This is a genomic window from Vreelandella lionensis (assembly GCF_002087295.1).
Lineage (GTDB): Bacteria > Pseudomonadota > Gammaproteobacteria > Pseudomonadales > Halomonadaceae > Vreelandella > Vreelandella lionensis.
Genome location: NZ_MWVI01000086.1, coordinates 22,802 through 42,987, shown reverse-complemented (window position 1 = coordinate 42,987; position 20,186 = coordinate 22,802). Strand labels below are relative to the sequence as shown.

Below are 20,186 nucleotides of genomic sequence, written 5' to 3'. Positions count from 1 at the left end.
GCAACATAGCTCATTGTTTTTTAAAAGAAATCGGCTTCCTGTTTTTTTCCATCCTATTTCTACCCACTTATTTCTTCTCGCGTGCTCGCTCAAGGGTTTGTACGTGCTGATCCCAGGCCTGTTGCATGTGTTCTCGACTTTCACGCTCAATGCGCTCAGCAGTCTTATTCCACTCACGTTCTTCTTCTGTGTAGGGAACATACTGCCAATTGGGCTCACCCGGTAACTCACTGCCCTGCTCACTTTCTTCGATGTGTTCTAGTGCGGCACGTTTGATGGTGACAGTAACGCCCTCAGGTGGAGACGCTAGGTCAATCTCTATTCCTTGCAAATGCATCTCCTGAATCAGTTTGGTCAGCGTTTCACCACGCATATTGCCCAAAATGCGCTCTCCTCGCGTTACCACCGGTTTGGTCACGCCAATCGCTTCAGCAAACTCTTCCTGCGTCAGGCTTAACGCTGCACGACACATTCGCATTGCAGCTGCATCAGGGCGAATGCCTCGATAGGTGATTTTGACTTCATCCATCTCTGTGAACACATCAATACTTACACCACGCTTGTCTAGCACATGCACCATACGGATCAAGGTATCGCCACGTACCGCGACGGATAACTTTTCATTCCGCATCACATTGCTTTTGGTGATACCAAGCGCATCGGCATAGTCAGCTTGTGTCAGATTGAGTGCAGCACGGCTCATGCGCATCGCAATAGCGAGCCGGGTCGTTTCGTACATCTTCTTGACACCTCCAGAAGAAAGGGATAAAAATACCGTCACTGAAAGAACGTTTCCGAACCAAGGTGACAAAAATGCCAACTCAGCTCCTCAGTCAGCAGTTTGTTGATAATAACGCATCCTGCCCGGCAAGTAAGCGCCGCATGGATTACTACGACTCTCGCGTGTCGGGGCTTTCCCTTAAAGTGCTCCCGTCTGGACGACAAACCTACTACATGCGCTACCGCGATATTCGGGGCAAGATCATGGAGCGTAAGCTCGGTAATGCTGCAGATATGAAACTCAGCACTGCACGCAAGGCAGCTCAAGACATCTTGGCCAAGCTGGCGATGGGGGAAGATCCGTTCGAGCAGCGCCGCACACTCAAGGATGTGCCGACGTTTGCGGCCTTTGTGGCGGGGCACTATATGCCGTATATCAAAGGGTATAAGCGTAGTTGGGACACGGATGAGACGTTGTTACGCAATCACGTCCTACCGAAGATTGGCAGCTTGTATCTGGATGAAATCAAGCGACAGCATCTGATCGAGGTGTTCAGCTATCACCGGGAGACGCATAAGCCTGCCTCCACTAACCGCGTGATCATTTTGTGCCGCTATATCTTCAACTTGGCGTTGAAGTGGGAAGTCGAGGGAGTGACACGCAACCCAACGACAGGTATTGAGCTTTATCCCGTGAATAACCAACGGGAGCGCTACTTAAAAGACGACGAGGCCCTACGACTGTTTGAGGCGTTAGAGGCCTCACCCAATCCACTACTGCCTTTTATCATCGCCATGCTGCTACTGTCGGGGGCGCGTCGTCGGGAAGTGCTGAATGCACGCTGGAAAGATATTGACTTGGATAGCCGACTCTGGCGAATCGAGTTCAATAAGACAGGTAAAACACGCCATGTGCCTCTGTCACAGGGCGCACTCGCGTTACTGGCCAAGCTGCCGCGTCGGGAGGACAGTGATTACCTGTTTCCTAACCCTAAAAGCGGTAAACCATTTGTGAGTATTTTTAGTAGCTGGGATACCGCACGGCACAAGGCAGGACTGAAGGATGTGAGGATTCACGATTTGCGCCATAGCTTTGCCAGCTACGTGATCAACCAGGGGCATTCGCTCTACGAGGTGCAGAAGCTGTTGGGTCATACGCAAGTGAAAACCACGCAGCGCTATGCCCACCTATCGCATGAGTCGTTGTTAAATGCGGCAGATTCGGCCACCGCGTCGGTGCCGTGGGATCGTGAGGCGCGAGAAGTGGAAGGTGAAAAGGCCAATGCCTTACCAAGAGCTAAACGCAGGCACTTGGCGCGTCAGCGGGTCTTGTCACGCAATACACCACGCCAGACGGAGTCACCGCCTGGCAGCGGCGAGCCACCGGACGGCGAATCATCAACATAAAAAAGAAAAGCAGGCAGATACACAGAAGGCAGCCCCGGTTGGTGGCTGCCCTTTTTGTACGTGAAGCGGGAATAGGTATAAATGAAAGCAGATCAGTGCCTTGTCTCTGCACGCAGTTTTTCAACTTCCTCAATCGGTAGTTCTTCAATCTCTGCGATCAGCTGATCGTTCATCTCAGTCAGGGCAATCAGCTTGCGGGCGGCATTACGTTTGCTTTCTAATGCACGCTGCTCAGCTTCATGACGGCCTTTCTCGATACCTAGTTTCTCGCCTATCTGACGACCTCTTTCTTCCCATTGCTCAGGCCACTTCTTAATTCGTTCTGCCAGCATATCGTGTACCTCATGCAAATTGGTGAAATCGCTAACCTCGGGAAACTCAAGCCCTGGGGCACGGTTGGGCAAGAATACGCGATAGAACCAAATAATAATCGCCCGCCGTAAACTCGCTTGTTCTGGGCCACTGAGCCAGTTTGCTAAATGCCCCATCGCTTCCGATACATCGTTTTCATTGCGGTGCTTCTCAATACGAAATATCGCTGCCACGATATTGTGCATTTCGTCTGACCACCCCGGCGCATCAACAATCGCTCCTTCATCCAGCAACAAATAGCTCAGATTGGGACGATAGCGCTCTAAACCACCCGGTACTGGTTCGACCAAATCTGCAATGTTTTGTGCCGCTGTCCAGCGCTTTTCTCCATTATAGAGCACGATGGGCAATACAGGTGGCAGCTTGCCGCTCGGCGTAAAAGCGTCCTGACGAATCAGATCCTGATACAGCAGCCCCAGGTAGCTCATGATGCGCACGGCCATGTGCTTATCTTCGGAAGACTGAAACTCTAGGAGAAGATAAACGTACAGCCAGCGGTCTCGCCACCATATCCGCCAAATCATGTCATCTTCACGGTCCCGCAGCTCATCGGTGATATAGGTGCCGCTGACCTGTTCCATCTGATTAAAATCCAGCTGCTCCACCCAGGCTTCATTGACGAAACCGGTGAGCAAGTCCCGCACCATTTGTTTATGCGAAAACCTCAGCTTATAGTGTGATCGTGGCGGTTTTTAATCTTTCTGGCCATGCGCGCTCCTATTTCAATGTTTTCATTTTACCACAACACCCGCTCCCTAACGCTCATTCCCACGCTCAGACGCCCTACCGCTCACGCTATTGGCCTGTTACCTAAAGAAAAAAAGAAAACCCACCTAGACAGCCCCGCCCCACGCTGCCGGTCAGGGCAAGCGTGAGGCAGGGGAGCATGAAGTCGAAAAATGGCGGTGGCCTTACAGCCACCCCCGTTCGGCAAACGACGTGTAGCCCTCATGGCCCACGACAACATGATCCAACACCCGAATATCCACCAGGCCCAGGGCTTCTTTGAGCCGCTGAGTAATGCGCCGATCCGCATCGCTTGGTTCAGGATCGCCCGAGGGGTGATTGTGAACCAGGATGACAGCGGCGGCATTGTGCTCAAGGGAATGCTTGATCACCTCACGCGGGTACACGCTGGCCGCATCAATCGTGCCCCGCAACAGCTCATCAAAGGCGATCAGTCGGTGCTGGGTATCGAGTAGCAACGTACCAAACACCTCGTAGGGGTAATCGAGCAGCAGGGTTTGCAGGCAACGATGGACTTCATCGGGGCTGCCCAGTTGATTGCCTTTACGCAGTCGCTTGTGGGCAATCATCTTGGCCAGGTGTAACAGCTGGGCGTCGGTCACATCGCCATCAACGCGGTAGGTGCCGGGGGTTTCCCCGGCTACCAGCTGGGCGTACGGTGTATAGCAGGTCATTATCGATCTCCTTATCAGGGATTAAGCGGCAACGGTGGCGCCCTTGAGGGCGGCAAAGTGCTCGGTGAGCTTCCACAGCGCCCGGTTCAAGCGCACGTCTTCGGTCACGCTATTGATGGCCCGAGTCCGGGTGGCCCGACCGGATTGAGAGCGGCCACGTAGCCCGCCCTTGAACAGGTTTTCCTGGGTCCGGTTGAACACGCCCAGTAGATCCCCTGGCTGCACGGGGCTGGTTTGTTGCCAGTCGTCGCCATAGCGCAGCGACAACGCCCCCTCGGCAAACAGCTGGGCTTCGCCTCGACTGACCAGGGTGGATTGAAACGCCTCCACGCCCTCGGCAATGCGGGGCACTTGGTGGCTGAGTTGGATCGAGCCTTCGAGGATTTCATCGACGATTTGTCTACCGTGGCGTACACGGATACCGCCCACATCGCCCACTGGCGTGACCATGCCGTTGAGGCAGATCAACCGAAACAGCCCTAAATCGAGCTGAAAGGCCGCGCTGCGGTCGTGGCTATTGGTGAGTACCAGTTCGGTAATGCTGTCACCGACGGCGAGTTGACGGTCGGGGTCTTGGCGAAAGCGGATCATGTGGCGGGCTACGTCACGGCGCTCGGCTTGACGCACGTTGGTTTGTTGAGCACGCACGGGATACCAGCCCTCAGCTTGCAGGGCATCGACCACGTTGATGGTGGGCACAAAGCCGTAACGCTCCGAGACGGCTTCATCGGGTTGGTGGGCAAAAATAGCCGGGGCAGCTCGGTGGAGTTGGTCGTGAGTGAGAATACGCATGGGAAAATCTCCTTATCGGTCATCCACGGCATAACGGCCCGCGCCTCTAAGGCAGCGGGCGTCGTTAAGGTGGCGGTGTCGATTAATCGAAAGTTGGGGTGAGTCAGGAAAGATTGAGATCAACACTCAGGCCCGTTTGGCCTGGCGTGTTAGGGGCTGTTGAGCGTCACTGCCTTGCGGGGTATCCGCCGCTCCGGTGGGTGCCTTGGCGTCGGCGTTCGCTTGAGGTTGCTGCTGGCTTTTGGCCTGCAGCTTGTCGGCCAGCGTGACCGGAGCATTGGGTTCCTGCCTGCCCGGCGGATGCTCGGGGGTATCGGGATAGAACTCTTCCACCACGTCGATGGATTCCTCGGCACTGTCTTCAAACGCCCCGTTGGCAAACCCGGCCTTGGCCGCTCTATCGAGGGCTTTCTGGTCAACAACCCGTTTGTTGGTGCCAGTCATCCAGGCGCTGTGCTTCTGCTAGCGTTTCTTCCAATGTCCACCCTTCACGCAGGGTGATATCCACGTAGAAGATCGCTGTGCCCCGGCTTTGGCGGGTGGATTTACCTCGAAGGCGTAGCTCCAAGGGCATGGTGGCTAAGCGGTTGCCGGAAATGGCTTTGAAGTAAGCCAACCTCGCGGCCAAGGTGCGAATCGAGTTAAAACCGGTGGTACGGAAGATAAAACTCCCCAGCGGGTCATCATCCCCAATCAACACGTTCAAGCGTCCGTAGGGCTTGCAGGCTCCACCTTGGGCTAGGGGGCAGCCGTCCGGTGACGGACACGGCAAGGTCTCCATACCGTCGCGGGTGCGGCGTTTACACTGCTCACCATCTCCCACGCACAGTGGTCGGGCCGTTTGCCGATCAAACAGCGCGTATTCCGCTCTCAGGTTAAGATCTGGGTCGTTGAACAATAAACGAATCGGAATCTGGCGCAGCTTGCCTTCCTGGGCGTTGCGCAGCTGTTCATCTAATGGGTGGCGTATCCAGCCCTCCTTGGTCTGGAGTTGTGAGGTAATGGTGAACTGGTCGTCTTTTTGTGGCAGACGCTTGCCGTTGTTTTCGACCAACTTGCCGATAGTGATCCGCCCCAGTATGGGCGGGGTAATGGCTAAGCCTTTGAGCATGAGAATCTCCTGACGATATCAGCACATCAGTGGTGAAGGGTTAGCTGCCCCATAGCGCACTACGCCCCAGGCGGCCGGAAAGCCGCGCTGAGGCGTTTGCTGATTGAGGTAACGTTAGGGTTATGTGGGTACGGCAACCGCGCACAGCGGCGCTGTGTTATACGATTCACGATGGGCGATGGCCGCGACTAACGCACCACCAACCGCCGCGTACCGGGATGCGCGTGCAAGTAGTCGGCACACAAACCGGGGTGGTCTTTCTGCAGCGTTTTGGTATCCAGCCGGTGGATGGGCTTGCTCTGCTTCCAGCTCAAGCTGCCGGTGGGAAACGTGGCCAGCGTTGCAGTCCCCATTGCTTGTTGGAGTTTATGTTTGAGCTTGGCTTCTTCCTTCTTGGCATTATCCAGGGTTTGGCGAACCCGTTGCAGATCGCTAAATGCTTGGCTAAGGCCCGCGTCTTGGCAGCAGTCGAGGGCCTCACCATCATCACTGGGAAACAGCGTCCGCAGGGCTTGATCCGCCGAATCCGACCCATCTGCCGGGGGTGGCGTATCCTTCTCCACGTAATCCCAGAATTGCCGCTCCAGGGCTATTAACTGCTCAATCATCGCCTCGTCGCGTTCGATGCGGTGGATCTGTAGCTCATGGCCGCCTAACAGCACGGCCACGTCAGCGGCCTGCTGGCCCGTCACCGCTAACTGGTGCATGACCTGCAGCTGCACGTACTCGGGCACGCCGTCTTTCCACAGCTTGCACCGTAGATCCCGGCGGTCTTACACTCCAGTATCTGCACCTTATCGCTTCCCACGATCTCCCGATCCAGGTTGGCCAGCATCCACGGATGCTCGACGTGTTGCAGAATCGCATTCACTCGCTGCACCCGATGGCCGGTATGACGGGCGTAGTGCTCAGCCACAATGGGTTCGAGGATCTGACCCCAGTGCAAGGGGCTGGTGAGCTGATCCTCACGGTTGGGTTCCTTATCGGTGAATTGGCGTCCGGTCTTGTCCATCCATAGTTCCAGCTGCGATTTATACGGATGCAGCCCGACGGCAGCAGCGGCATCGCTGCTGCCAATCCCGCTTTGACGAATCGAAAGCCATGCCTTGCGATCCAGGGCGCGGGTATCCACCAATCGCCGTGCTTGTTCCCGATAACGCCGTGGCGGCGCTATGGGTCGCTTGATGCGGGCATCCCGACTATCCGGCGTGGGCATGTTGCTTTGTTCAATAGCTTCCAGTACCGAAGCAGTGACGCTGCCCGGCTTGGCCTTGCTCGAGAGCGGTGTTTGTTTGGCATGATCGACCGGCGATAGCACGGTGCGTTGGACTTGATCGGCGGGTACTAGAAACGGCGAGGTTTGTTGAGAGGTGTTGTGTGTCATGGGGTGGGTCCTGATGAACGTTTTCGGTCAGACACGGCATAACGGCCCGCTGCCTGATGAGGCGCGGGCTAACCGTGATGAGTAAGCGTGAAGCGTGTGGGGTGGACCGGGCGGTAGCGGGTGCGCGCTTAGCGCGGTAGATAAACGGGATAGTCAGCCAGGGGCAGTCGAAAGGGGCGAACACACGCGCGGCACTCCATGTTGTCGAGCACCTTCGCATCCAGCTCCTCTCCCAACCGGGCACCGGCAACACCGCCTGCGGTGCCTCCCACCAATGCACCAAACAGCGCACCGGCTAAGGTGCCTATCGATACGCCGACGGGGCCTGCGACAGCACCGACCACGGCACCGGCTTTGGCACCGCTCAGCGCCCCCATGGCACCGGTAGTACCACCGGACACAACACCGGTGGTTGCCCCCACATGGCGACCTAATTGACGTGGCATCAGCTGCGTTGATGTACAGCGTGGACAGTGGGCGGACATACGCCACCTCCTTGAGTGAAGTGAATCGAACGCGCCCAATCGGTAGGGCTTCACTCACGTAATACGGGGCTGAAAAACCGTTATTTTAAATCGGCAAACGCTGTTCCTTTGGCCAACCGCACGTCAGACCAACGACACTAACTTTCTGACTCGTTTGACCGCGCCATGGCCTTTCAGCGATGGCCTTTCGCGATCATTTCTTCCCTAAAGCCATCATCAAGCCTTCCCTAGGCATTTGGCTTCCTATGTTATTGGTATCAATCGCCTATGGGACATCTATAAGAACGAGGGCTAAGGGTACACGCCTCAGTGCGTACTAGGGCTCACGAAGGAAGAGCCCGATAGATCACATCACAGAGTCAATGAATATCCTTAAAAGAAACAGATAGCATCGTCATTAAATGACGATAGAGAAGGCGCGCTCTAGCGTGACGGCAACGCAACGGCACGCGCTAGGTGGATGACGCGGCTTAAGAAAGCCCTGCCTGAGTAACGGCCATGCCATAAATCTATACATACCTCGGTGATGGTACGAGCAAGCACGCTCTTCACCCTTAGCGAGGCGTTTCCCGATGTTCGATGACGTTGACAACGATACCTTTACCGATGCCGACATGCTGACCATCTGCCAGGGTATGAGCCCGACCGTCCTAGAGACCTCTGCCTTTGGGCAGGAGATCCCGGCACTATCCAGCCATCTCTGGCGGCAGGATCTCATTTGGGTGGAGCAGCAGCTAAAGGCCTTGGCGGCTAAGGAAGCGCGATTGCAGAGTAAGCAACTCATACAGCCGGATGGGTACGGTAGCCCTACCGTTGTGTTAGCCCCAAACGCGTTACTTGACGCGTTAACAACGCTGTTCACTGTGCTAGTATCGATGTTTTTAAAGACCGAAATTGGCCAGCACTATCGGCCTAGCCCTTACGCTCAGCGCTTTCTATGGGCCTTCGCGAGCTGTGACTATTTGCACGAGGCGGGCTTTTATCAGCCGCCGACCATGAGCCACGAGGATGCGGAACAGGTGGTTCTAGAACTTAACCAACGGTTGGTCGCTTGGCACCAATGCTTGAAGCAACCCGGCTTGACTTACGAGTGCAACCTCAATCGACGTAATAGCCGCAAAAACTATCAGCGCCTGACCACGTTAATCAAAGCGCTGTTCGCGCGTTATAGCCGCCTCACGGTCCTTCGGGTAGACCTGAGTTATAGCAAAGCAGATGGCCCTTACATCGACTACGAAACGGCACATTATCATCGTGAGCAGTTGTGCAAGATGTTTCATACATCGCCGATGTTCCATCACTTGGTCGGTTATGCCTGGAAGCTGGAGTGGAAACCCAAAAAGGGCTTCCACACCCATTTCCTGTTTTTCTTCGACGGCCATCACGTACAAGAAGACGTTACGCTGGCTCAGCGTATTGGCGAACACTGGGCTGGCCTCATCACGGGCGGGCAAGGCCATTATCACAACTGCAATCGCAACGCAGAAAAGGTCTATCACTACAACGCGCTGGGGCGCATTGATTACCACGACGTGGAAAAGCAGCGCGGTCTGGACTGTATCGCCCACTACCTGACCAAGGTCGACGACTATGCGTCTATGTTTGTCACAGGCCGCACGTTTCAAACCAGCCCTCTGCCTAAAGTACCTGAAGGGCCTCGGCCTGGGCGTCCACGGCAAGCGCCTGTTACCTGGCATGACGGTAACGCTAGCCTCTGAGCCTGCTCCCGGCTGCGCCGTAGTCATACCGTCATTTTGGCCGTAAAACCCTCTCTTTCCGTCTCCGAGGACGCCTGCCGTAGTGACTACGGCACGTGCATGCTATGGACACATTCAGCCGCCGCAAGGGCGGGCGTCTTCATTGATAGGAGGTTACCCAATGGACGAGGCACTCTTTTTCTCACTGCAACTAGAGAAGTTTCCTGGCCACGAAGAGGTGATGCGACAGTTTGCTGACGCCAACGGCATTCCCTTCGACCTAGCACTCATTTACCAGCTCATAGAGGATCGGCGACGCGACGAACAGCGCCACAAAGCTGAAGAGGCGCTAGCTCGACAAGACAAAGATAATGAGGACTGCCTAGGGTCTTGGCGTTCCTACAACAATGCCAAGCGTAACCTCTCTGCGGCGGCGAGCGAGGTGCATCAGACACTTCACGCCAAGCCAGAGCACTCCGACGTACTGCGACAAGAAACACCATGGATGACAGCGGTGGTGGCTCACCGTCGTGCGCAGGGCATCACCCAGGCTGAGTTTGCTCGCCAGCTAGGTGTCAGCGTGCGGACTTACCAGGAGTGGGAGCAAGGCCGACGGCAACCCTCTGGGCCTGCCGAGTCGATCTTGCGCCGGGCACTGTCGTGAGATAGATACCTTAGCCACCCGCGATGGGCTGGCCAACGAAGGCGCACGCGAAGGGATTAAAAACTAATAATAATTTATAAAAATAACATTATGAATTAGTTGATAAAAGAACTATATTTCAACAATCAGGAACTAAATTTTCAGTCAACACCTATTGGCAAAAGCCGTCATGGCACCGACACCCCGCATCACTTATCGCCCCTTAGGCTTCCCCGATCTCGCGAAACCACTCGCTTCTTTTCACCTAGGCAGGATGCGCTGGGAGGAGCAAGGAGAGGAGATACGTTTCGATGTGACACTCAAAGACAAGCATGCTGACCTGCTGCACATCATCGATGCAACGAGAGCAGCGCAATGGCTGTTGAACTACAAAGGGCGTATACCGCCGCTGACCACGCTGCACCCTGGCCAGCCACCCACGCCCACCCAAACATCTTGGACGGTGGAACACACTATTCAACGTTCGCTCTGGTTACTGAATCACCGGGTTAACGTCTCCCCCCTACGTCCCCACCCCATCCTCGACCTAATGCTAGCGCCACGGCCCAAAAAACCGCAGGATGACGATACACTGATTGAAGTGCTAACGCCGGGTGCACCCGGCGCTCACCTTCAGGAACGCCCAGTCGCAGAGCAACATGCTCAACAGCTGGCGGCACGACTTCAAGAGGTCAACACCACCCTACGCCACTTTGGGTTTCAAGCGCGCATACAGCACTTTCAGCGGCTTGCCCGTAAGCGCCACCAAAGCCGTGTCAAGCACCTGAACTCGCTCTTGGCAGCGAACCCACACTTACGATGGGTGAGACTGGACACCGGCTACACCCCCTACTTCGCCCGGCCAGGGGCACCCCAAGGCATTCGCGATGCGACAGACTCGTGCCCTCGGCCAACACGCTATAGCCCTGAGTGGGTAGATCACCTCAAAGCCGATCGCGACGCTCTGATCAAATCGATGAAACGCTCGTCGTTGTTCCAAGGGTTGGCAGGGTACCAGTGGCAACTCATGTGCTCCCCGGTGCTAGGGTGGTATGTGCATTGGTGGTTTTTCTTCACAGAACGGATGATGGTGCCACCAGAGCACATGTCATTAGCCATTGGGAAGGAGTGGTGTGAGCAGGCTTCGCTGGCCGATGGCGTCAGCATGCATGCGACATCCAGATCCGCCATGCTGGAGCTTGCGCTATCTAGCGAGGCCGGATGTCTAGCACGCTGGCAAACGCTACTGGAGTGTCAGGCAGGCATTGATTATTACCTGCAGCTCGCCTCCGACCAGATGGTGGATGCGACACAACGCGAGGAAATTAAAACGCTTATCGAAAAAAAAGAAAGGAAACGGCCTGCACATGTTAAAACGCTGGGCACGGGCGTGTTGAAACGTCGTTAACAAGCCAGCGGTGGACAAGTGATGCCACTGAGACGCCGGTTCAGCCATCGTGACGCCCGCGTGCAAAGCGCTAACGGTATGGAGAAAGCCCGCCAAGGCTCAAGACGCTTTTATTCACTCGCCCCCCCTCTGCACAGTCGCCACTAGGTGAAGGTAGGCCCGCTCAATCGCGTCGTCTCCAGTCCCTTCGTCATGGATGGAAGCCCCGATGAAGTCATCAAGCGCATCGCATAGTGCAATGGCCTCGGGTGACTCTCCCAGACGTACACACCACGTCGCGTACAACGCATAGAGGCCGTCCAGGTCGGCCTGGGTCATGGGCTCGAACAGCAGGTGCTCGTAGCCTTCCAGCTCGGCTAACATGGCCGTGCGGGCAGAAGGAGGAACAGGTGCCTCATCAGGGCTTTGGGGATCTGAGAAGTCAGTCATGGAAAGATTCTAGCAGCTCATAGCGGCCATAGGGCCACTTTGTACCGTAACAGTAGGAAAGCCCCTCAGGTAGCGGCAAAAAGCGACATTGACGCCATCAGCTTGTTAAACACCGCTAAGCTATCCATCCATCATCATCCAGGATGGTACGCACAGCCGTTAGCTTGAGCACGCCTTCCCTGAAGCTGCCACCAATGGGATTAAACACGTCCAGGTACAAGGTTTCATCGGGCTCTGGGGTCTCATCGCCAATCACTTCCACCGCAATCGCGGCTTGGGTTTCGCCAGAATAAAGGATGAGCGTGTCGGCCACGGCGATATAATCCTCCCCCGCCGTTGCAGTACCGTCTCGGGTAGCGTAATCAACGCTTAGCCACTGATCGGGGTGGTCACGCTGGCCGGTAAATTCCAGCAGAAAGTAAGCAAGCGTCGTGCCTTTATCCCCTTCTATCACCGTGGTCTCGACGTCTTCTCGCCGCTTAGGCGCACTAGGGTCAGCCTCGCGCAGGCTTCGGTCGATCCACTGTTGGTAGTAGCTGACCCGCTGAAAAGACGCGATCTCGCCGAAGCTGCTGTCCAGGGTATCGTTCACATCGGGGGATTGCCCCATTACGGCTGAGCGATGCCGTATAGGTAGCCACTCCTGCCACCTTGTCATCAATAAACGCCGGGCCTCCGCTATCTCCCGGCGCGATAAGCCCTTCAGCAGCCCCTCGTCCAGTGTTATGTAAGCCCATCAACACACCCAGCGCATCGTTCTCGCTACTGCCATTATCAAAATCGATAATCAACTGAGAGCCAGGCAAGGGGTCCCAGCCGATACCTCGCCCCAGCGCATTTTTCAATGCCTCACCCGTGGTATCAAAACGGTTGTCAGCAACGCGTTTCGCGGGTGTCACACTCCCACTTTCCACGTACCCGGTCAGGCCATCACCGGGAAGGCCGTAACCCACCAAGGTGATATCAAGACCCACCTCGTCGCTATAACGGTAGAGTGTGCTCCGCTCGGCGCTCACCGGTGCTGGCTCGCCTAGCCATACCAACGCCAGGTCGCTATTTCCGTTTGCGACATCAAACAGCGGATGCAACGCAAACTGCGAGGCGGGCAGGTGAATGCGCCCTGCCGGCGTATCCATACGCACCGTCACTGCATCAGCGCCTTCAATGACGTGGGCAGAGGTCAATACCGCACGGCCGCCGTGTAGCAGCACGCCAGATCCGTAGAAACCACCGGCTGATACCTGAACCACCCCGTCATAGCCCTCGCTAGGCAGTACCCGGTAACGCTCAGGGTCGCGGGTAACAGTAACCATTGGCAACTACCTTATTAAGCTGGCAAACGTAAGAGCAGTGCGTATACCGGTGTATCAAATAACCGGCACAAACGGCACGCAGCCGCTGAGCAACAGCCCAGCAGCGGCGATTAGCAGTAAGCGCGGCACTTAGTGCACCTCTTTGGTGGGCAGTTCTTCACTCAGCGCTTTGGCATAGGCGGTACGGGCGGTTTGGTAAATCGCCAGCTGCTGCTTGAGCTTTTCAATTTCCGCATCGGTCACGCGCGGTTCACTACTTGGTTGCGGGCGTTTTCAGACAGGTCGGCCACGTTGTACTCGGTGCCGTCGATGGTGATGGTTTTCGGTTGCTTCTCTGCCATATGTAACTTCTCCTTAGCTAAAATCAAACTCTAAATCGTCGTCGCCTTCGCCAAACACTTCATCGAGGTTGGCGGGGCGTTTGGGCGGCTTTGCCTTGCGGCTGGGCCATTTGCGGGTATTTACCAGCAATCGCGCCGTGGCGTAGGTTCGCCATGCTCAGCAGGTGGGCATAGATAAGGGGCAATAAGCCCTGGTCGCGTAACTCACCGAAGGTCTCTAACGATAGATTATTCAGCGCTTTTTCGTCGACCACTTCCATGCCGGTGAGCTGGCTGTCTTCGCCGTTGGGGCGCTTAATACGGATCGCCCGCTCAATCAGGATGCCGAAGTCACGCAGGGTCTTGAGCATCTGAGCGGTGCGGGCTTCCTGCTGCTTCATCTGCTGCAAGAGGTCAATGCGCGCTTGCAGGGTAGCACTGGGCTTACCGCTTGCGTCGAATAGCGACTGGCCATCGTCGGTGCCTAATTGCTCGGCCTCTGAATCAAAGGCAATCGCAAACTCGCCTTTCTTCTCAGGTACTTCAGTCAAGGCAAACGGGTAAGCGCGGATACGGCCTGGGACGTAGGTGGCTAGCCACTGTCCGTCCTCAGCGACATAAGCGTTCACGCCCTGCTCGATGCCAGTTAAAGCAACGGGCAAGGCACGATCTTTGAGAAACACCAGCGGGTATTCACGCGCCACATCGGCCATTTCTGAATAGACGATGGGAACGAACATTTCCTCGCTAGCGAAGCGATAATTCTTTGAGGGCGTTAGGGTCAGATTGGCGTGCGTCTGAGCCTGTAACACCTGGGGATTGCGGAACATAAACGGCTCCATGTTGCATGTTCGGAATAGAAAAAGGGGCGCCGAAGCGCCCCTCTTTTACTTCATAACCAAACGGGTTGGTTAATGTCAATCTTCTTAGGCGAACGCGTTCGCTTCGAAGAAGGACGGTTCCGGAGAACCAACGGTGTTAATAACGATAGTGCCGTCGAACGCATCGCTGGTGATGGTGAAATCACCGCTATTCTCAACGATGGTAAGGTCACCTGCGGACAGGCCGTACTCAGAGAAGTCCAGCTTGTCGCCGTTAGCACCCGTAGTGAAGTTGAAATCGTTGATAGTGATAGTACCACCTTCAACCAGCTCGCCACCAAACGCGAAGGTTTCGCGTACAGTTTCCTGTGCATTATTGTAAGTCACGTCGTTAACATCGCTGATGTTGACGGTGACTGCGCCGCCGAAGCTGGCTGCACCTGCATCAACGGTGAAGTTAGACGCTACAGCATCGTCGTTACCGTCAACACCCGCAGTACCGGCCAAGTTGATGGTGGTCAGACCTTCAACGTTGGACAGAGCGACATCGTAGCTGCTAGCCATTAGTACGCCAGCTGCATTCGGTGTGCTGGTATCTGCCAGAGTCAGCGTTTCGAGTGACTCTTGATCACCGTCAGCATCTTCTTGGTTAGTGACAGTCACAGTGTGACCAGCAGTACCTACTGCAGTAGACGTGGCATTAACTGTCAGGCCACTAACTTCATCGCTAACAGACAGTGCTACATCTTCAGAGTTGGTGCCTTCGAAGTTAACCGTCAGTTCAGCTGCTTCGCTGTCAAGCTCTACAGTTGCTACTGCTGAGTCATCGGTCGTCAGCTCAGTACCGGTAAAGTTAACTTCGTCGCCAGTATTATCAGTACCGGTGAAGAGTGTAGTGGTCGCAGTTTCCCAGAAGAAGCTATCGCTTCCAATGGTGAACTGGCCATCGTTGCCGGAAACGCCGCCAGCAATGGTGCCGCCGGTTGCAACTTCAGTAGCTGTCAGGCCAGCTTCTGTGTAGCTATTCCCAGCCGCTGTTCCGTCAGAGTTGATAGTGATATCGCCAAATTCAGCGGTAAATGCTACATCCACAGTTGCCCCGTTGAACAATGTAGCAGCATCAGCAGCATCAATGAAGTCAGCAGACTCAGCCGGATTGCCCACAGACAACGTATCGGTCACTGTGTTGTAGCGCAGTGTGTTGGTTGCCGTTGGGGCAATACCATCAATAAGAGCGACATCGCCATTCGTAGCAAATACAACGTTGAAGGTATTTACACCTTGAGTAATTGCTTCGGTCTGGTTCTGTACTGCTGTAGCTGAAGCAGCATCTGTTACCGTGCCGCCGGTAGCAGTGAAGTTCGTAGCGCCACGCGTGTACGTGACGCCGCCAGCAACAACTGTATCGCCATCAGTCATTACGCCAGTAGCATTTACGAGAGTGGCAGCGTTGAAGTTAGTAACGCCATCGCCAGTCAGGCCATCGTTGAAGGAAACTTCGCTGATAGTACCCACGTCTAGGCCAGTGGTAGTAGCGCCGATGTCCTGAGTTTCTACAAAACCCAATGCTTGAACGTTGGTAACACCGGAAAAGTTCGCACTCAGGTCGGTGACAGTACCCAGGGTCAGGGTGTTTTCACCAGCGCCCATGTCGATGCTGTCGTCAGCATCTAACTCAGCGCCATTCACGGTCAAAGAGTCGTCACCAGCGCCCAGTGTTACGTCTAGGTCAGAAGCATTGTTGCTTAAATCAAGAGTCAGATTACCTTCGAAATCGCCTGCACCAACGGTGTTAACGTTAGCAGCAAGTGCGGTATCGATTTGCAGAGAACCAGAACCTTCAACGTTTAGCGCAACTTCATCAGCAAAAGAATCGCTGGTGACAGCGCTGAAGAAGCTTTCGCCACTATTGGTGATGTTGATAGCGTTGAATTCTGCAGTACCAGCGTTGTTCACAGCCAGGGTGCCTTGGGCAGCGCCTTGGGCATTTGCAAGGTTGGCGCCTTGAAGTACAACAGCTTGTGCAAGATCAGTAGTAGAGTCTACGTCATAGCCCAGAATAGTCGCATCGCCTTCACCTGCGATAACACCCAGCGTTACAGCGTTTTCTTGGTTATTAACAGTGAAGTTGTCCTGGGCGCGGTCTGACCAGATTTGCTCAACACCGGCTACGTTTGCCATGTCGACTGCAACGCCGTTCAGTGCACGGAAGTACAGGTTCTCGACGTTCTCGATGACACCGTCAAGAGCAACGTTAGCTGTCAGCGTAGCATTCAGACGATCAGTGCCTTCACCACCGTCAATGCGGTCGATAGAAGTCAGTGTCTGATTGCCAGCAACGGACAAACCAGCAGTGAACGTGTCATCACCATCAGTACCAGTGAAGTCGTCAACATCTGCAGTGAGCATGCCAGTCTCACCCTTCATCAACACTCTGTTTTAATTACAATTTACACCCTCTATCAAAACCTTTTTTACGTTTTCTACCACATTTCTATTGTCTCGACAGATTCCACTCTTCCAACGTCCCTTTTCCTGGCACTGAAAGCCTCACACCATGCGGCTTTCAGGCATTTGGCTTTTTCTACCGCAGTTCTATTCCCCCGACATCATTAACTATGGCTAATTACCAGGCCGATGCTGCCAAACGCGCCTACCACAACACAATCCCGACGAGCAAACACCTTTCTGATACAAAACACCATGAAACGCCCTCACTACCGCTGAGCAGTTATTCTCTTGCTACTTCTTTTTGCTCAGCCGCTCAGCCGCTTTATTTAGGGCCTCTTCGTTGATCTTGACACTCAGACTCGTCGGCGAGCCCAGAACGTCCATCTCGATACCGTGTTCACGCATCGCTCGCAGCATGGCCGTCAGCGTATCGGCACGCATCGCCATCTCCAGGGTTTCGTTACGCGCAACCGTGGATTTGGCCACACCCAGCACATCGGCGAACTCTTGCTGACTCATACCCATTGCGACACGGGCAATGCGCATTGCCAGCGCAAACCGCACTTTTTCCTCTGTCATGCTTGACGCCCCCTAAAAATCGTTCAAAATACCCTTAAACGCTATCTTAAGTAGCGTTTACGGAATTAAAAGAGGAATTATCGTATGCCTAAGCAAAAACTCTCCCAACAGTTCGTGGAGCGTACCACGCCGCCAGAAGCGGGCAAAGTGGACTACTTCGACACAGAAACCTCAGGTTTGACCTTAAAGGTGCTGTCATCGGGCACAAAAACCTTCTCGTGTCGCTACCGCGATCTTCGTGGCAAACAGGTGGAACGCAAACTGGGAAGTGCGCGTGTGCTGAAACTTAGCGAGGCGCGCAAACGGGTACTCGATATCCAGGCTAAACTGGCGATGGGGGAAGATCCGTTTGAAACGCGGCGTACCTTGAAACAGGTGCCGACCTTCGGGGCGTTCGTGGCAGCGCACTACATGCCCTACATCAAGGGCTACAAACGCAGCTGGGCGACCGATGAGACGCTACTGCGCAACCACGTACTGCCTAAGCTCGATAAACTCTACCTGGATGAGATCAAGCGACAGCATATGATCGAGGTATTCAGCCACCATCGAGAGACGCACGAACCTGCCTCGACCAACCGGGTGCTGATCCTGTGCCGCTATATCTTTAACCTGGCGCTGAAATGGGAGGTGGAGGGCGTAACGCGTAACCCGACGGCAGGCATTGAGCTGTATCCGGTGAATAACCAGCGGGAGCGTTATTTAAAAGATGATGAGGCGCTGCGGCTGTTCGAGGCGCTGGAAGCCTCGCCCAATCCCTTGCTGCCTTACATCGTGGCAATGCTTTTGCTCACCGGGGCACGCAAACGGGAAGTATTGAATGCCAAGTGGAAAGATTTCGACCTGGAGCAGCGGCTGTGGCGCATCGAGTTCAACAAGACGGGCAAGACCCGCCATGTGCCGCTGTCGCAAGGAGCCTTAACGCTGTTAAGCAAGCTGCCGCGTATGGAAGATAACGCTTATCTGTTTCCGAACCCCAAGACAGGCAAACCCTTCATAGCCATCTTTAATTCGTGGGATACCGCACGGAACAAGGCGGGGCTAAAGGATGTGCGGATTCACGATTTGCGCCATAGCTTTGCCAGCTACGTGATCAACAAGGGACATTCGTTATATGAAGTGCAGAAGTTGCTGGGCCATACCCAGGTGAAGACCACCCAACGCTATGCGCACCTCTCGCATGATTCGTTGTTAAATGCGGCGGATGCAGCCACGGCGTCGGTGCCCTGGGACCGTGAGGCGCGAGAAGATGGTGAGAAGACTCAAGCCTTGCCGGGAGCCAAACGCAAGCACTCGGCGCGTCAACGGGCCCTTTCACGCGATGCGCCACGTCAGACGGTGTCACCGCCTAGCAGTGGCGAGCCACCGGCTGGGGAGTCATCAAACTAAAAAATCAGACAGATACACAGAGGGCAGCCATCGGGGCTGCCCTTTTTTGTGCGTGAGGCGGGAATAGGTATAAATGAAAGCAGATCAGTGCCGTGTTTCGGCACGCAGTTTATCAACTTCCTCTACCGATAGATCGGCGATCTCCGCGATCGCTTGGTCATCCATTTCAGTACGGGCGATCAGCTTGCGGGCCGCGTTGCGTTTGCTTTCTAGGGCGCGTTGTTCAGCTTCCCATACGCGCTGCTCAGTTTCCTGCAAAACCTTTTGACGCTCTGCACGGCGTTCTTGCTGTGCCCAGTTCTCTAAATTCTCTGCCAACATATCTTTAGCCTCCACCAAACTGTTGAAAGGTGGAATCAGTGCTTATCTTCAATCCGCAGCTTGCCAATCTCGTCAACCGCTAACCCTGTGGCTTCGGCAATCTGCTCATCGCTGAGCACACCGAATGTCAGTAGATGACGGACCGTTTCACGCTTTTCTTCTAAAGCGCGGGCCTCTGCTTCCTGCAGAACTTTCTGGCGCTCTGCTCGGCGCTCTTGCTGTGCCCAGTTTTCTAAATTCTCTGCTAACATATCTTTATCCTCCACCACACTGTTGAGCTGATCCAGGTTGATCTCAGCTCTGAGCCGCTGCAGGTGACGCTTGAGCCAGCGGGTAATGATCTTGTCGATGCGTTCCTTATTCGGGTCGGCCTGAATAATCGCAACTACCCGATCCACGGCCTGCTGCAGCCCTTTTCTATCCGTCGACGCATTCTCGATGCTGAAAACACCGCTCAACGGTGTCTGGCGTAAGCTCAGTTCTTCATCAGTATAGCGTCCTTCATCGACGAGATAGTAACGCAGGTGCGGCTGATAGACCTGCAAAAACGCAGGCGGTTCAGGATGCACCATCTCGTAAATATCCTGCCGGGCTGTCCAACGCTCAGAACCGTTATAAAGCACTATTGGCAGGACAGGCGGTAAGCCTTTGTGCGGCGTTGTCGTTCCATTTTTGAGTAGGTGATCGTAGAAGCAGGCCACGTAGTGCATCAGCCGGATTGGCATGGTGCGATCCACCGAGGACTGGAACTCCAGCAGGATATACAGAAAGATCTCTTGCGTCGTCCCTTCCCAGGTGACATTAACCGACCACACCACGTCCTCGAATTTCTCTTCAAACAGCGGGGTGATGTAATTACCGCTGTGGTTCTTGAGCGTCGTGAAGTCCATCAGCTCGGCGATTTCACTGGGCGCAAAGCCTTCGATCAACTGCTGAACGAACTCGGGGTAACTGAACAGCTCCTTGTAACCCGTATCGTGTTGTTTATGCTGTTTATTGGCCATGCGCGCTCCTATCTCAATGTCTTGATTCTATCACAGCCCGCGCTGGCAAACGCTTAACCGCACGCCCTCTCATCTTATCTATTCACTGCGTAAAGAAAAAAAGAACGCCACGCGACAAG

20 protein-coding genes and 1 pseudogene are annotated in these 20,186 nt (G+C 54.8%); 5 read left to right on the top strand and 16 right to left on the bottom strand.

What is annotated here, in order from left to right; genetic code table 11:
- Nucleotides 1-67: 67 nt before the first annotated feature.
- Complete coding sequence (locus tag B4967_RS12600; protein ID WP_139794498.1) at nucleotides 68-820, bottom strand: helix-turn-helix domain-containing protein; 753 nt, start codon at nucleotides 818-820, stop codon at nucleotides 68-70.
- Between B4967_RS12600 and B4967_RS12595 the strand changes: the two genes are divergently transcribed.
- Complete coding sequence (locus B4967_RS12595; RefSeq protein ID WP_083025533.1) at nucleotides 814-2,127, top strand: tyrosine-type recombinase/integrase; 1,314 nt, start codon at nucleotides 814-816, stop codon at nucleotides 2,125-2,127. The genes B4967_RS12600 and B4967_RS12595 overlap by 7 nt on opposite strands.
- A 92-nt stretch (nucleotides 2,128-2,219) precedes the next feature.
- On the opposite strand, the gene B4967_RS12590 is transcribed toward B4967_RS12595, so the two are convergent.
- The 7 genes and pseudogenes from B4967_RS12590 to B4967_RS12565 all read right to left on the bottom strand — a co-directional run bounded on the left by B4967_RS12590 (nucleotide 2,220) and on the right by B4967_RS12565 (nucleotide 7,692).
- Complete coding sequence (locus B4967_RS12590) at nucleotides 2,220-3,143, bottom strand: Rpn family recombination-promoting nuclease/putative transposase (protein WP_243470575.1); 924 nt, start codon at nucleotides 3,141-3,143, stop codon at nucleotides 2,220-2,222.
- A 267-nt stretch (nucleotides 3,144-3,410) separates the two neighbouring features.
- Nucleotides 3,411-3,920, bottom strand: coding sequence for a RadC family protein (gene radC, locus B4967_RS12585; protein WP_083025529.1), 510 nt, complete (start codon nucleotides 3,918-3,920; stop codon nucleotides 3,411-3,413).
- Between the two features lie 21 nt (nucleotides 3,921-3,941).
- Nucleotides 3,942-4,712 carry a DUF932 domain-containing protein gene (locus tag B4967_RS12580; protein WP_083025528.1) on the bottom strand — a complete coding sequence of 257 codons (771 nt, stop codon included), beginning with the start codon at nucleotides 4,710-4,712 and terminating at the stop codon, nucleotides 3,942-3,944.
- Between the two features lie 126 nt (nucleotides 4,713-4,838).
- A pseudogene (locus tag B4967_RS12575) lies at nucleotides 4,839-5,823 on the bottom strand (recombination directionality factor).
- 188 nt (nucleotides 5,824-6,011) lie between these two features.
- A complete protein-coding gene (locus B4967_RS19625) occupies nucleotides 6,012-6,557 on the bottom strand; it encodes a YqaJ viral recombinase family nuclease (protein WP_243470568.1) in 546 nt (181 codons plus the stop codon).
- Nucleotides 6,518-7,207, bottom strand: coding sequence for a YqaJ viral recombinase family nuclease (locus tag B4967_RS19620; protein ID WP_243470567.1), 690 nt, complete (start codon nucleotides 7,205-7,207; stop codon nucleotides 6,518-6,520). Before B4967_RS19620 ends, B4967_RS19625 begins: the two co-directional genes overlap by 40 nt.
- A gap of 128 nt (nucleotides 7,208-7,335) precedes the next feature.
- Nucleotides 7,336-7,692, bottom strand: a complete 357-nt coding sequence (locus B4967_RS12565; RefSeq protein ID WP_083025526.1) for a hypothetical protein — start codon at nucleotides 7,690-7,692, stop codon at nucleotides 7,336-7,338.
- Between the two features lie 572 nt (nucleotides 7,693-8,264).
- On the opposite strand from B4967_RS12565, the gene B4967_RS12560 reads away from it, so the two are divergent.
- From B4967_RS12560 to B4967_RS12550, 3 genes are all read left to right on the top strand, one after another.
- Nucleotides 8,265-9,410, top strand: a complete 1,146-nt coding sequence (locus tag B4967_RS12560; RefSeq protein WP_083025524.1) for a YagK/YfjJ domain-containing protein — start codon at nucleotides 8,265-8,267, stop codon at nucleotides 9,408-9,410.
- Nucleotides 9,411-9,570: 160 nt separating this feature from the next.
- Nucleotides 9,571-10,053: a helix-turn-helix domain-containing protein gene (locus B4967_RS21390; RefSeq protein WP_243470566.1), complete on the top strand. Its 483-nt coding sequence runs from the start codon at nucleotides 9,571-9,573 to the stop codon at nucleotides 10,051-10,053.
- A 169-nt stretch (nucleotides 10,054-10,222) separates the two neighbouring features.
- A complete protein-coding gene (locus B4967_RS12550) occupies nucleotides 10,223-11,440 on the top strand; it encodes a hypothetical protein (RefSeq protein ID WP_139794496.1) in 1,218 nt (405 codons plus the stop codon).
- Between the two features lie 114 nt (nucleotides 11,441-11,554).
- Here the strand turns inward: B4967_RS12550 and B4967_RS12545 are convergent, their stop codons facing one another.
- The 6 genes from B4967_RS12545 to B4967_RS12520 form a co-directional block, all read right to left on the bottom strand.
- The gene (locus tag B4967_RS12545) at nucleotides 11,555-11,869 is read right to left on the bottom strand and encodes a hypothetical protein (protein WP_083025521.1); all 315 of its coding nucleotides are present in this window, start codon (nucleotides 11,867-11,869) and stop codon (nucleotides 11,555-11,557) included.
- 115 nt (nucleotides 11,870-11,984) lie between these two features.
- A complete protein-coding gene (locus tag B4967_RS18360) occupies nucleotides 11,985-12,461 on the bottom strand; it encodes a Calx-beta domain-containing protein (RefSeq protein ID WP_207953632.1) in 477 nt (158 codons plus the stop codon).
- Nucleotides 12,364-13,182, bottom strand: coding sequence for a trypsin-like serine protease (locus B4967_RS12540; RefSeq protein WP_207953631.1), 819 nt, complete (start codon nucleotides 13,180-13,182; stop codon nucleotides 12,364-12,366). The genes B4967_RS18360 and B4967_RS12540 overlap by 98 nt, the downstream gene beginning before the upstream one ends.
- Before the next feature lie 400 nt (nucleotides 13,183-13,582).
- Nucleotides 13,583-14,332 (bottom strand): SapC family protein, encoded by a 750-nt coding sequence (locus tag B4967_RS12530; protein WP_161491517.1) that lies wholly within the window; start codon nucleotides 14,330-14,332, stop codon nucleotides 13,583-13,585.
- Nucleotides 14,333-14,428: 96 nt separating this feature from the next.
- On the bottom strand, nucleotides 14,429-16,732 hold the full coding sequence (locus tag B4967_RS12525; protein ID WP_139794495.1) for a beta strand repeat-containing protein: 2,304 nt from the start codon (nucleotides 16,730-16,732) through the stop codon (nucleotides 14,429-14,431).
- 333 nt (nucleotides 16,733-17,065) lie between these two features.
- Nucleotides 17,066-17,353 (bottom strand): helix-turn-helix domain-containing protein, encoded by a 288-nt coding sequence (locus B4967_RS12520; RefSeq protein ID WP_083025515.1) that lies wholly within the window; start codon nucleotides 17,351-17,353, stop codon nucleotides 17,066-17,068.
- An 84-nt stretch (nucleotides 17,354-17,437) separates the two neighbouring features.
- Here B4967_RS12520 and B4967_RS12515 point away from each other — a divergent pair, with 84 nt between their 5' ends.
- Complete coding sequence (locus B4967_RS12515) at nucleotides 17,438-18,742, top strand: tyrosine-type recombinase/integrase (RefSeq protein ID WP_083025514.1); 1,305 nt, start codon at nucleotides 17,438-17,440, stop codon at nucleotides 18,740-18,742.
- Nucleotides 18,743-18,826: 84 nt separating this feature from the next.
- On the opposite strand, the gene B4967_RS12510 is transcribed toward B4967_RS12515, so the two are convergent.
- Nucleotides 18,827-19,063, bottom strand: coding sequence for an RpnC/YadD family protein (locus B4967_RS12510; protein WP_083025512.1), 237 nt, complete (start codon nucleotides 19,061-19,063; stop codon nucleotides 18,827-18,829).
- Nucleotides 19,064-19,098: 35 nt separating this feature from the next.
- On the bottom strand, nucleotides 19,099-20,067 hold the full coding sequence (locus B4967_RS12505) for an Rpn family recombination-promoting nuclease/putative transposase (RefSeq protein ID WP_083025510.1): 969 nt from the start codon (nucleotides 20,065-20,067) through the stop codon (nucleotides 19,099-19,101).
- Between the last annotated feature and the right edge of the window lie 119 nt (nucleotides 20,068-20,186).